This window comes from Hymenobacter koreensis (genome assembly GCF_039541855.1).
Taxonomy (GTDB): Bacteria; Bacteroidota; Bacteroidia; order Cytophagales; family Hymenobacteraceae; genus Solirubrum; species Solirubrum koreensis.
On sequence record NZ_BAABHA010000015.1, the window covers coordinates 74,997 to 87,172 of the forward strand.

Below are 12,176 nucleotides of genomic sequence, written 5' to 3' on the forward strand. Positions count from 1 at the left end.
CTCGGTTACCTGCTTCCTCCTCAAGCGGACTGGTAGCAAGTCTGAACGTGGCTTGGTACGGAAAACAACGCCCCAAGGTAACTCCCTGAGGAACTACCGGCTGCTCCTAACCCAGCGCTGAAGGATTTACCTAGATTTTACGCTTGTACTCGAAGTGCTTGCCCAGGTACACGCGGCGCACGGTTTCGTCGGCGGCCAGTTCCTCGGCAGTGCCGGCTTTCAGCAGCTTGCCTTCGAAGAGCAGGTAGGCGCGGTCCACGATGCTAAGCGTCTCGTTCACGTTGTGGTCGGTGATGAGGATGCCGATGTTCTTGTGCTTGAGCTTGGCCACAATGCCCTGGATTTCTTCTACCGCAATGGGGTCGACGCCGGCAAAGGGCTCGTCCAGGAGCACAAACTTGGGGTCGACGGCCAGGGCGCGGGCAATTTCGGTACGCCGCCGCTCGCCACCGCTGAGCACGCGGCCCAGGTTTTTGCGCACGTGCGTCAGGCTGAACTCGTTGAGCAGCTCCTCCACTTTGTCGCGCTGGGCCTGCTTGGTCATTTTGGTCATTTCCAGCACCGAGAGAATATTCTCCTCCACCGACAGGTCGCGAAACACCGAGGCCTCCTGCGCTAGGTACCCAATACCGAGGCGGGCACGCTGGTAAATGGGCATCGTGGTAATGTCCTGGTCGTCGAGGAAGATCTTGCCCGAGTTGGGTTTCACCATGCCCACCGTCATGTAAAACGACGTGGTTTTGCCGGCTCCGTTCGGGCCCAGCAAGCCCACGATTTCGCCCTGCTCCACGTGCAGGCTCATGTCGTTAACAACGGTGCGTTGCTTGTATTTCTTGACGAGGTGTTCGGCGCGCAGAATCATGGGAGGCAAAGGTAACGCGGGGGGCTTGGAGTTCAGGCGGCGGGCATGGAACGACTGAGCGTGGGAGGTCGTGCCTTCACGTTTGCATAAGCAGCAGCTTCACTCCGAACCTTTTGGCCGTACCGTTTGGCAACTACACAGCCCTCATGTCGCCAGCAGTGCAAGCCGCTTTGATCTAGCTTTTGGTACCGAGCATCTGGCGCCGCAACTGCACCTGAGCCGGCGTGGCGCTGGGGTTGGGCTCCAGCTGGTTCTTGATTTCAACCTCGTACGTACGCGGTGCGGCTTCGCGGTCCACGCTGGGGCCGGCGCCGCGGCGGTAGGTGAGGCGCACGGGGGCGTCGGCAGGTTCCAGCAGGGGGCGCAGCAGCTGCTCGGCGCTTTGCAGGGTTACGGGCTTGCCGTTCACGGCCACTATGGCGTCGCCGTTCTGGAGGCCGAAGACGTTGTCGTTGGCATCCGTTTCCGCGGCTTCAAACTGCTGTTTGCCGTTGTTGTAGCGGAAACCCAGCTTACCAAAGGCCTTTACCCTCGCCGGGGCGCTGGCCACGTAGCGCCAGCCAATTTTGTCGAGGTACTCGGTGAGCGGCAGGGGCTGGTCGCCTACCACGTAGGCGTCGAAAAACTGCTGCAGCTGCGGGTGCGTGAGGGCCACGATTTCGGGAATCAGCTGGGCGTCCTCGAACGAGCGGGTGGGGCCGTATTTCTCACGCAGCGCCAGCAGCACGTCGCGCAGGGTTTGCTTGCCCTGGGTTAATTCCTGAATCCGAATATCAAGCAGCCAGCCGATGAGGGCGCCTTTCTGGTACACGTTGTCGTACATGGCGTCGTAGGGCTTCTCCAGAATACGGCGGCTCATTTCGGTAAACGAAGCGGCTGGGTACTTCTGAGCGTCCTCAATTTTGCCGCGCATGGTTTTGCGGAAATCGGATTCGGTGGTGAGCCCGGCGCGCACCTGCACCAAGTGGGCGAAGTACTCGGTTACGCCCTCGTACAGCCACAGGTGCTGCGACATTTTCGGGTTGCGGAAGTCGAACTCCCCGATTTCCCGCGAGTGCACGTTGAGCGGCGCCAGCATGTGCAGGAACTCGTGCGAGGCAATTTCGCGCACCATCTCGCGCAGCTGCTCCTCGGTTTGCCGCTCGGGCATGAAGTACAGCGACGAATACGAGTGTTCCATGGCCCCGTAAGACCCCGTTTGGCGGTTTATCACCTTCGAGGTCTGGAAGTCGGGGAAGTACATCAGGAAATGGTACTGCGGCACGGGCATTTGGCCGAAGAACTCCCCCAGCGCTTCGGCCATCGGCCGGATGATTTCGAGTACCTGGGGGGCGTGTACGTTGCCGCTTTCGGAGGTTACGGCCACGTGAATACGGGCGCCGCCCACGGCCAGGCTGGCCGTGTCGGGGCGGGCGTAGAGTACCGGTCCGTCGGATAGGGTCACGTAGTCGGCAGCGGTAAACACATCTTGCTGAGGCGTGCGCTGCGTAGGCAAGGAAGTAGCGGCGTACAGGGTTGGGTCGCGGAGCACGGTTACCTCGTAGGGCCGCATTTTGTAATTGGCGGCGCTGCCTTCTAAGTAGCCGTAAAGGCCGTAGTGGTTCAGCACGAAGTTGGGCTGGGCGGCACCCGCGTCGAAGTTGGTACCGCCGGGCTGAAACACGTAATTGTCGTTGAAGGAGGCGTCCCAGGTGTCATTCACACGATACTCCAGCCGGGCTAGGTTGCGGGCCTTCTCAATAACGAACAAGTTCGGTCCGTCTTGCCGCACCTTTAGCTTCTTGCCCTTCGCGTCGAGGGCCTGAAAACCCTGCACGAAGCGGCCGTAGTCTTTCTTGGAGTACGAGCCCGGCACCACGCTCGGCATCACGTAGGTCACCTCGTTTTCAGTAACGAGGGGCGTGTTCACCACCACCTTTAGCTGATCCGACGTAGCCGCCGGCCGGGTATCCACGCTGATGCGGTAGCCCGCACCCGGGACGGGTGTTTGGGCATGGCCGGCCACCGCCAGCAGTAAGCCGCAGCTAGCGGCCAGAAGAGTTGCTTTCATGAGGAAACACACCGCAGGCATGAGGGCAGCGTTCCGTTAAAGGTACCGGATTGCGCGCAGCCGCAAATGCAAAAGCGCCCTCCTTTTCGAAAGAAGGGCGCTTTTGAGTACTAGCAGCAGGTTTGTTCCTCTTTGCTATTCCCAGCCGATGTCCTTGAGGCGCAGCTGCAAGGTCTTCTGCCCGCGGTATTCGTTCACGTCCACGGTATAGCACACGCTGAACGGCTGGCCCCGCGTGATGCGTTCGTAATGGTCGGCCAGGCTAAACCCAATGGCTTCCACCGGACCCGAACCGTCTTGTACCAGCGTCAGCTTCAGGTGGGAGTTGCCTACCACTTTGGCCGAGCCGGGCACAATGCGCACGTCCGTCGATTCGAACACGGGGTTGGTGTTGCCGGGGCCGAAGGGCTCCATTTGGTGCAGCAAGTTGTAAAAGCTCCACGACACGTCGGCGAGGCGCAACGGCAGGTCGATTTCCACCGGCGGAATCAACTGCTCGTCGGTAATGCGGGCGGCCACCACTTCTTCAAAGCGTATCCGGAAGGCTTCCACGTTTTCCAGCGGCATGGTGAGGCCCGCAGCATACATGTGGCCGCCGTATTGGTCGAGTAAATCGGCACATTCCACAATGGCTTGGTGCACATCGAAGCCGCGTACCGAGCGGGCCGAGCCGGTGGCCTTGCCGTTCGATTCGGTAAGGATAACCGTGGGGCGGTAATACTTATCAAGGCAGCGCGAGGCTACAATGCCGATAACACCTTTGTGCCAGTCCTGCTTGAAAAGCACCGTAGCCCGGGCACCGCGCAGGGCCTGGTCGGTTTCAATCATGTGCAGGGCCTCCTCGGTAATGCGGGTATCAAAGCCACGACGTTCGGTGTTGGTTTTGTCTACCACGTTGGCCTTGGCCAATGCTTCCTCGGCGGTTTCAGCCAGCAGCATGGACACGGCTCGTTTGGCGTCGCCCAAGCGCCCGGCAGCGTTTATGCGCGGGGCAAACCCGAATACCAGGCTGCTCACCGTGAGTGGACCCTCGCGTAGGCCGGCCAACTGCCGCAGGGCGTCGAATCCGGCGCGGGGCGAGCGGGTGTGGTCGTTGAGGCGGCGCAGGCCGTGGTACACCAGCGTGCGGTTCTCGCCCACAATGGGCACGATGTCGGCGGCAATGCTCACGGCCAGCAGGTCGGTTAGCTCCAGCAGCGGGCCTTCGTCGAACCCTTGGGCTTGGCACAAGCCCTGCATCAGCTTAAAGCCCACGCCGCAGCCCGACAATTCCTTGAACGGGTACGCACAGTCGGCGCGCTTGGGGTCGAGCACGGCCACGGCGGCCGGCAACTCGTCGCCGGGTAAGTGGTGGTCACAGATGATGAAGTCCACGCCCCGCTCGTTGGCGTAGGCAATCTTATCCACCGATTTCACGCCGCAGTCGAGGGCTACAATCAGCTTGAAGCCGTTGTCGGCGGCCCAGTCGATGCCCTGCGTAGAAATGCCGTAGCCCTCGGAGTAACGGTCGGGAATGTAGTAATCGATGCGGGCTGGGCCGAAGAGCGGACGCAGATACGAGTAAACCAGTGCCACGGAGGTGGTGCCGTCCACGTCGTAGTCGCCGTACACCAGCACTTTTTCTTCCTGAAACAGGGCCTCGGTGAGGCGCTGCACGGCGCGGTCCATGTCGCGCATCAGCAAGGGGTCGTGTAGGGTATCCACGGCCGGGCGGAAGTATGCCTTGGCTTCGTCGAAGGTGCACATGCCGCGCTGGCAGAGCAGGGCAATAATGGATTCGTTGACGCGCAGGGCCGCCGCCAGGTCGCGTACGTGTTGCGGATCGGGGGCGGGCTTACGGATCCAGCGTTTTAACATAGGGAACAGCGGTACGGCGCGGCAGCAGTATCTTCAAAAGTACGAAGAAAACCCCTCGCAGCGGTGCGCGGCGCCCGGTTTCCGTATGTTTACTGCCTCGGCTACCCCGTTTACCCTTATGCAGCGCCTCCGCGACTTTTACCAACGCTACAAGCAGTACATCCTCAGCGACGGGCTGATGTACTTGGTATTCATTTTAGCGCTGGTTCTGATGTTCGTGTTCTTCGGCTAGGGTTCGGCTCTTTACTGCGGCACGGCGTCGCCTCGGAGCTTGCGTACCCGCTTGCGGGCCTCGGCCACGTAAATGCTACCGGGGTACTTGGTGAGAAGCTTGGTGTATAGCTCCTGGGCCTTCAATCGGTCCTGACGGTTTTCCTCCTCTATTTGAGCCGTCAAAAACAGGGCGTCGTCGGAGAGGATGTCGTATTTCGGGTTTTCGGTGATGCGCGTAAGCGTGGTTACGGCGCCGGCGTAGTCGCCGGTGCGGCGCTGGAGCTGGGCCTTCAGGTACCAGGTATCGTCGGTGAGGGCGTGGCCAGGGTACTTGGTCAGCAGCGCATCGAGGGCTTTGATGGCTTCGGGCAGCTTGTTCTGGAACACCTGCTGCTCGGCGGCAGCGTAGTCGCGCAGGGCCACGCCCGCGGTGTCCATGGCGGTGTTGTCGCCAATGTGCAAGCTGAGCTGCATGGCGTCGTTGGCAATTTCACGGCTGGTGGCCAGCTTCAGGATATCGAGGTGGCTCTGGGCCAGCTTGAAGTCGCCGGCGAAGTAGCTCAGGCGGGCGTTGCGCAGCTTGGCTTCGTAACCCAACGGCGAATCCTTACGCGACTTCTCCACCTGCGAGTACAGCAGGGTAGCTTCCCAAGGCTCGGCCCGCAGCAGGTAAATGTCGCCGAGGGCAATTTTCGCCTCGTCAACCAAGGCCGCATCAGCACGGGGCAGATTTATTACCTCCTGCAACAGCTGCATGGCCTGCTGCTTTTCATCGAGCTGAAAGGCGTAGAGCAGCGCCAGGTTTCGGAGCGTTTCCGCCGTTTGAGCGGTGCGGCCGTAGTCGGTGAGGAGTTGCTGGTATTCCGCTACCAGCGCCTGTAGCTTGGTGCGGTCAACGGGGAACGTGTTGCGTACTTGTTCCTCGCGGGCCTGAATGAGACGCTGCCGGGCCAGTTGCCCAAACTGCCCGGCGCGGTACTCGCGGGCTACATACTGGTAGCCTTCGATGGCGGCATCGTAGTCTTTGTTGCGCTGGGCTATGGCTGCTACGTCCATTACGCGGCTGCCCTCGGTGCGCTGGCGCCGGTCGAGGGCCTTGGCCTGCACCATAGCGCCGGTAAAGTCGCGGCGCTGCTGGTAAAGCCACAGCAGCAGCTCGGCGTAGCCGGCGCGTTCGGGCTGCTGCTGGGTGCGGGTGAGCAGCAGCTTTTCCAGCGTGTCAAAGTCCTGATCGGTGCGCAGGCTGTTCTGCAGCATGTTGCGCACAAAGGGCAGTTGCTGCTCGTCTTGGTCCACGAGGCGCAGGGTTTCGCTAAGGAGGCCCGCGGTGTTGCCGGTGCGAGTGTACAGCTGTACCAGCTGTGGACTGTATTCGGCGTCGTTTTTGGCCAGCTCACGGCCGCGCAGGTAGGTGCGCTGCACCCAGCGCGTAAGGTCGCGCTCCTGAAACTCGGTAGCCACGGGCAGCACTTGATTAGGGCTCAAGCGGGTAAGCACCTGTACGTACTGACGGCTGGCAGCGGCAGTGTCGCCGCTGGCGGCGTACACGCTGCCCAACATTACGCCCAAAGTTGGCTCGTTGGGGTTCTTGCGTACGGCTTTCTTGGCTAGCTTCTCGGCATCCTTGTACTTCTTCAGCTCAAACAGCACGCGCAAATATTCGGGCAGCACATTGGGAGCCTGCTGCACCTCGTTGGGCAAGTCGCTGAACAAGGCTTCGGCCTTCAGCCACTCGCTCCGACGGGCAAACTCACGGGCCAGGGTGAGCGAACCGTCATCGGGTGCGTTTTGGGCAATGGCGGTGCTGGCGCCCAATAGCGCCAGGGCCACTACCGCCGAGCGGCTGTATTTCTGTACTTCAAGCAACACGCGCATGGATCCGTAATCGAGGTAGTACCGGCCCGCCGTCGGCGCCCCAGGTACGGGCGCTAACGCTCACGACGCGGATTTCATTCCGTCGGCCAACTTCGGCAAAGAAGCGAAACCCAGCTCAACCGTTGCGCACGAAAAAGGGCCGTATCTGCGGTAAGATACGGCCCTTCGACGGATGCGGATGGCGAGGCGTTTAGAAGAACTTCACGCGTTCGTCTTTCACGTCGGATTTCTCGCGGATGGCTTCGTAAATGGCACCGGTAGCACGCGAGGTACGCATGTTCTGTAGCTGCGTGCGGGAAGCTTGCGCGTCCTGAGCCGGGGTAACGGCCGGTTTGGCAACCAGCTCGATTACCAGTACACCCTGCTCGCCCTGAATGGGGGCCGAACGCTGACCCGGCTTCAAACCGAAGGCGGTACCCACGGCTACAGGCTCGGCGCCCAGGCCGGGAATTACGCCTTGGCCGAGCACTACGTCATCGGCGGTGCGCACCTGCGCCGTGGAGCCGTAGGCCGAAGCCATTTGCTCCAGCGTGCTGCCTTTCAGCTTGGCCATGATCTGCTTGGCCTTTTCTTCGTTACGCACGAAGGTCGAAACCTCGGGCTTCACGCTGGCTACGTCGGCGGTGCCTTTAGCGCGGGTACCGGTTACGGCGGCAATAACGTACTGGTCGTTCACCGTAAACACGTCGGAAACGCTACCTACTTCGGTCTTTTTGTCGTAGGCCCAGCGGATGATTTCGCGGGCGTTCGGCAGGCTGCCCACAACCTGATCGGAAGCACCTACGCCCTTGGCCTCCTGCTTTTGCAGGGTTTTATCGGCAGCTACGGCTTTGCGGAAGCTCTCCAAATCGTTGGCTTGGCCTTTCAGTTCCTGGGCGCGTTGGTAAGCGGCGTCGTTGGTAGCGTCGGAAGGGGCAATGCTCTTCGTTACGGCGGCTACGCGGTAGGTCTGGTTGGTTTTCGGGGCGGTTATCTTGATGATGTGGTAACCGAACGAGGTTTTGGTGAGCGTGGGTAGCAAACCGGCCGCGTTAGCGCCGAATACGGCCTTCTCGAACTCGGGAACCATGCGGCCCGACGAGAACCAGCCCAGGTCGCCGCCCAGCGGGGCGGTACCGTCGGTGCCGTGCTGTTTAGCCATAGCGGCGAAATCAGCACCGCCTTTGATTTGATCCAGAATGCCTTGTGCTTTGGCTTTGGCAGCCGCATCGGCCTCGGGCGTAGCGCCCTCGGGCTTAATGAGGATGTGACTGGCCCGGGCGGCCGAGGTAGCGCCGGCTTTGGTGCCGGTTACTTTGTAAAGCGAGAAGGTGCCGTTTTCAGCAAACGGACCGTACACTTTGCCTGCCTGCAGGGGCAGCTGCTGGCGCAACTTTTCGGGCAGTTCGGCTGGTGAAACGAAGGCACCGTTGTACGGCTGATCCGAGTTCAGGCGCACAAACAGCGAGTCGTTCGGGGCGGTCTGAAACTGGGTAGTCAACTGATCAACCGTCTGACGAACCGTTACTGAGTCTTCCTTCGAAGGCGTAACCGATACCACCACGTACTCGATGTCGCGGCCTTCCTGCACCTTGTAGCGGCCCTTGTTGCGGTTGATGTAGTCCTGCAGCTGCGAGTCCTGCACCTTCACGGCCGAATCGGAAATGCTGAAGTACGGCACGAACAGGTAACGGATGTTGGCTTTGGCGCTCTGCGCCTCGGAGTAGCGCTGGGCTTCGGCCGACGTAACGTACTCCGTGTTCTTCATCAGGGCATAGTACTTGTTGCCCATGCGCTCCTGCGGCAGGTTTTGCTCGAACGTGTACCACGCGGCTTGTTGCTGCGGGGGCATCTTGTCGAGGTTGCGCAGGTACTCCAGCACCTTGGCACGGTCGAACTGTCCGGTTTGCGGGTCGGTAAACGCTTGCTTGATGGTGGGGTGAATGTTGCGTCCCTGCACCATGTCGGTCAGTTCTTCATCCGTCACTTGCAAGCCCAGCTTTTCAAACTCGGGCTGGAAGGCGCGGCGGAATACAATCTGGTTCCACGCTTGGTCGCGCAAGCCTTGCAGTTCCTGCTCGGTGGGTTGCCGGCCGTTTTGGCTAACGTACGCTTCCTTCGACTGCTCCAGAATGGCATTGAATTCGTCCAGGTTAACATCGTCGCCGTCTACCGAGCCCACCGAAGTATCCTGGCGGTTAAAGAAGTTGTTGTTGCCTCCAATGAGGTCACCACCAACGATGAACAGGACCATCCCGACGGCTACTGCGCCAACGGCCCAGCCTGATTTTTCCCGTATGGTGTTAATTAAAGCCATTTAGTTGAGTGTAAGCAGCAAAGAGAAAGGTCGGAAAGACGTGCAAAATAACCCGTTTCCGGCCAATAGTCAAAAGTTTTGGGCTGAGGCCGGGCTTAGCGACGGGCTTTACCACCCGGTTTGGGCTTGCCGGCTTTGGTGCGCGCGGGTGGGGAAGGTGGCGTGGAAGGCAGGTCTCCGGGTACTGGCCGCAGCTGCCGATATACCAGCAAACACACCGCCGAGAGCATGAACAGCCAGTAATTGCGGGGCAAACTATTTTCCAGCACCGTTTGGTACATGCCAATGATGAGGAACACCACGGCCAGAGAAAAAGCCACGGTGCGCAGTAGGCCACGGTCTGGGGTGGGAGTTTTCACGCGCGAATTTGGTTAGGGCCGGGCAGCCGCATCTTGCTCGACGGTAAACACGCCCTCGGGCTTAAAGATACGGTAGCGCGAAAAGTCTTCGTTGGCTTCCAAGCCTTTGCCGGTCAGCACTTCGGTGGGCGTTTGCACGCGTACCGGCATTTCCGGCTTGGTGTAGATGCGGGCTTTGGCGCGGTCGTAGAATAACTCTTCGGTGGCTAAGCTTTGCTCCTTCACTTCGTTGCGCACCCGCACATCGCCGCGCACCACGTACAGGTTGGTGGCGCGGGTGTAGCGGCCGTACTTGCCCACCAAGGTATTGACTATGGTGGTGCCGTCTTTTTCGTAGAAAGTGGCTTTTACGCCCTTTGGGTACACCAAGTCGCCGTTATCGAACTGCTGTTCCAGCGGCGCCTCCAAGCGCACCTGCAGCCGCGCCGAGTCACTGAAGAGCGTGGTGGCATTGTTGGTTTCCAGGATGGGTCCAGTGTATACCTGTTTGGCCTGAACGCCCTCCTTTTCATCATTACACCCCGCCAACAAGCCGCTGACGATTGCCGCGGCCAGCAGCCACTCCCCTGCCCGCTTCTTCATCGGTTACTCAATCTTGCGCTTGAGGAACCAGCGGTTGTTGAGCGACACGCCCAACTGCACCCGCATATACTCCTCCTTGATGTTGCGCGCCGTTCCGGTAATTACGTCGTCGTTGCCGCGCTGCCCGTAAGTAAACGACAGGTTCAGGTAAGTTGCGTCGAGGGCCGAGGCCGCGAAGGGCAGCATAAAGCCCCAGCTAACGGCGCGGTCGTATTGGGTTTGGCCTCCCGGGCGGTACGGCATTTGGGCCATGCTCAGCCCGAAGCGGTACGACATCCGCTTGAAGTAGCTGTCGACGGAACCGGGGTCAGGCGTGAACTCGCCGCCCACGGCAGCGCGCCAGGTATCGTTGTAGAGCGCATTCACTCCGGGTTGGTTTTCCTCCCGAAACGAACGGAACTTCGACCACTCCTGGCGCGATAAATCCAGGCCAATCGTCCAGTTCCGACCATTATCCAAGCCCAAGCCTACTTGCAGCGTGGCCGGTACCACAGTGCTGCCGCGGGTGTTGGACTTCAGCTCCAGTACCTCAATGGTATTACCGCTTACGTCTTGGCGCTCGGCCCGACGTTGGCGGTAACCAGTTAGCGTGGTTTGCATCGTGTACACGGCACCGAGGTTGGCGACCAGCTTCGGGTTTAGCTCGCGTCGGTAGTGGGTACCCGCCCGCAGCGCAAAATCGGAGTACTCGACATTCTCGATGACGGCAGCTTGGCTCAGCGTTTCCAGCGGCTGGTTCTCCACGGCAAACAAAGCCGTAGTCGTCTGGTCGACGGAGCCAAAGAGGTAGGACGTTGACAGGCCCACGCTGAGTCCCTTGGCCACCTGTATACCCTGGCTTAAGTGCACTTCGGATAAGCCGCCGCTGCCGGAAAACTCCTGCCGCACCCGGGCCGTAGGGTCGCCATCAACCGGGCTGATGACGGTAGAGGTATAGTCCACGGTGCTATAGGGACGAAGACCCGCTGCAATGGCCCAGCGGCGCGAGAGAGGTACCGCAAACGACAGGTAGCTCAACGAAGCGCCACCGTCAATCTGCGAAGCATTGCCGCTACGCAGGCGCTTAAGCTGGCCCACGGCCGCCATTTCGAAGGTGGTGCGGTTGGTGTAGTAGAGCAGCGCCGGGTTCAGGTCGTTTACCTGAGCGCTGTTAGGGGCAGCAATGCCCACGCCGCCCATGCCTTGTTGCCGGACGCCGCCGGTGTTGGGGTTGACGTCGCCCAGGCCCAGGCGTGTGTATGGGGAATTGCCCAAACCTTGTCCCGAAGCAGCCGAAGCGGCTCCAAGTAGGCTCAGCAGGCCCAGCGCAGTCAGTTTGTTAACCAGCATTATGCACCAATATGCGGTGAAGCCCAAGCAATACCAGCTCGGGAAATACAAAGGTGCGGCCTTTAAGCCGCGATTCAAAAAACGCCGCGTCTCCTCCGGTTAGCGCCACGGCTAACGAGGGAAACTGCGCCCGGTACTCGTCCACTATGCTATTCAGCTCGGCAGCGGCCCCGTTCAGGGCACCGCTCAGCATAGCAGAGCGCGTGTCGGTTCCCGTCAAAGGTAAGGCAGTAGTTGCTTCCGATCCGGGTAAGACCAATTCGGGCAAACGGTCGGTGAAGGCGTGCATGGCCCGCAGCCGCATCTGCAGCCCGGGTGCTATGCTCCCACCCTGGTAGGTTCCTTCCTCGGTCACCAAGTCGTATTTCAGGCAGGTGCCGGCATCTAAAACCAATAGGTTACGCGCTGGCAGAAGGTAGGCAGCACCCACCGCCGCCGCCAAACGGTCGGCGCCGAGAGTTTCGGGGGTTGCGTACGCGTTTTGCACCGGCACCGGCGTGTGGCCCGGCCGAAACACCGTGGTTTTGGTCACCGATGCTGGCAAATCCTCGGCCCAGGCTTCGGCCGGGCCGGCCACTGAGGCCAACAGCACTTGCTCGGCCTTAACCCGCACTACCACCTGCTTCCATTCTTCCACCGACGCGACGGTTCCTACCTCCTCCACGGCAGAGCCGCGAAAGCAGCCAAACTTGGCGGCGGTGTTACCAATATCGAGAACGAGAGAAACCATACATACCAGACGAAGCGGGCAGG

At 60.5% G+C, this 12,176-nt stretch carries 10 protein-coding genes; 1 reads left to right on the forward strand and 9 read right to left on the reverse strand.

Features of this window, described 5'->3' with window-relative positions:
• Nucleotides 1–130: 130 nt before the first annotated feature.
• The 3 genes from lptB to recJ all read right to left on the reverse strand — a co-directional run bounded on the left by lptB (nt 131) and on the right by recJ (nt 4,769).
• Nucleotides 131–862, reverse strand: coding sequence for an LPS export ABC transporter ATP-binding protein (gene lptB / locus ABD903_RS19100; protein WP_345226907.1), 732 nt, complete (start codon nt 860–862; stop codon nt 131–133).
• A 175-nt stretch (nt 863–1,037) separates the two neighbouring features.
• Nucleotides 1,038–2,912: a M61 family metallopeptidase gene (locus tag ABD903_RS19105; RefSeq protein WP_345226908.1), complete on the reverse strand. Its 1,875-nt coding sequence runs from the start codon at nt 2,910–2,912 to the stop codon at nt 1,038–1,040.
• A 135-nt stretch (nt 2,913–3,047) separates the two neighbouring features.
• Nucleotides 3,048–4,769, reverse strand: a complete 1,722-nt coding sequence (gene recJ / locus ABD903_RS19110) for a single-stranded-DNA-specific exonuclease RecJ (RefSeq protein WP_345226909.1) — start codon at nt 4,767–4,769, stop codon at nt 3,048–3,050.
• Between the two features lie 85 nt (nt 4,770–4,854).
• Between recJ and ABD903_RS19115 the strand changes: the two genes are divergently transcribed.
• Nucleotides 4,855–5,001 carry a hypothetical protein gene (locus ABD903_RS19115; RefSeq protein ID WP_345226910.1) on the forward strand — a complete coding sequence of 49 codons (147 nt, stop codon included), beginning with the start codon at nt 4,855–4,857 and terminating at the stop codon, nt 4,999–5,001.
• 11 nt (nt 5,002–5,012) lie between these two features.
• Here ABD903_RS19115 and ABD903_RS19120 read toward each other — a convergent pair whose 3' ends face one another.
• The 6 genes from ABD903_RS19120 to ABD903_RS19145 all read right to left on the reverse strand — a co-directional run bounded on the left by ABD903_RS19120 (nt 5,013) and on the right by ABD903_RS19145 (nt 12,153).
• Complete coding sequence (locus ABD903_RS19120; RefSeq protein WP_345226911.1) at nt 5,013–6,857, reverse strand: tetratricopeptide repeat protein; 1,845 nt, start codon at nt 6,855–6,857, stop codon at nt 5,013–5,015.
• A 190-nt stretch (nt 6,858–7,047) separates the two neighbouring features.
• On the reverse strand, nt 7,048–9,153 hold the full coding sequence (locus tag ABD903_RS19125) for a peptidylprolyl isomerase (RefSeq protein ID WP_345226912.1): 2,106 nt from the start codon (nt 9,151–9,153) through the stop codon (nt 7,048–7,050).
• Between the two features lie 95 nt (nt 9,154–9,248).
• Entirely contained in the window at nt 9,249–9,512 is a 264-nt protein-coding gene (locus ABD903_RS19130; protein WP_345226913.1) for a hypothetical protein, read from the reverse strand.
• Between the two features lie 12 nt (nt 9,513–9,524).
• Complete coding sequence (gene lptC / locus ABD903_RS19135) at nt 9,525–10,094, reverse strand: LPS export ABC transporter periplasmic protein LptC (protein WP_345226914.1); 570 nt, start codon at nt 10,092–10,094, stop codon at nt 9,525–9,527.
• Between the two features lie 3 nt (nt 10,095–10,097).
• On the reverse strand, nt 10,098–11,423 hold the full coding sequence (gene bamG, locus ABD903_RS19140; RefSeq protein ID WP_345226915.1) for a BamG family beta-barrel-assembly machinery protein: 1,326 nt from the start codon (nt 11,421–11,423) through the stop codon (nt 10,098–10,100).
• The gene (locus ABD903_RS19145) at nt 11,413–12,153 is read right to left on the reverse strand and encodes a type III pantothenate kinase (RefSeq protein WP_345226916.1); all 741 of its coding nucleotides are present in this window, start codon (nt 12,151–12,153) and stop codon (nt 11,413–11,415) included. Before ABD903_RS19145 ends, bamG begins: the two co-directional genes overlap by 11 nt.
• Nucleotides 12,154–12,176 lie beyond the last annotated feature (23 nt).

Bases quoted from the DNA above. Each gene is read 5' to 3' on its own strand.
- lptB (WP_345226907.1), bottom strand. From the start codon at position 862: ATGATTCTGCGCGCCGAACACCTCGTCAAGAAATACAAGCAACGCACC.
- ABD903_RS19105 (WP_345226908.1), bottom strand. From the start codon at position 2,912: ATGAAAGCAACTCTTCTGGCCGCTAGCTGCGGCTTACTGCTGGCGGTG.
- recJ (WP_345226909.1), bottom strand. From the start codon at position 4,769: ATGTTAAAACGCTGGATCCGTAAGCCCGCCCCCGATCCGCAACACGTA.
- ABD903_RS19115 (WP_345226910.1), top strand. From the start codon at position 4,855: ATGTTTACTGCCTCGGCTACCCCGTTTACCCTTATGCAGCGCCTCCGC.
- ABD903_RS19120 (WP_345226911.1), bottom strand. From the start codon at position 6,857: ATGCGCGTGTTGCTTGAAGTACAGAAATACAGCCGCTCGGCGGTAGTG.
- ABD903_RS19125 (WP_345226912.1), bottom strand. From the start codon at position 9,153: ATGGCTTTAATTAACACCATACGGGAAAAATCAGGCTGGGCCGTTGGC.
- lptC (WP_345226914.1), bottom strand. From the start codon at position 10,094: ATGAAGAAGCGGGCAGGGGAGTGGCTGCTGGCCGCGGCAATCGTCAGC.
- bamG (WP_345226915.1), bottom strand. From the start codon at position 11,423: ATGCTGGTTAACAAACTGACTGCGCTGGGCCTGCTGAGCCTACTTGGA.
- ABD903_RS19145 (WP_345226916.1), bottom strand. From the start codon at position 12,153: ATGGTTTCTCTCGTTCTCGATATTGGTAACACCGCCGCCAAGTTTGGC.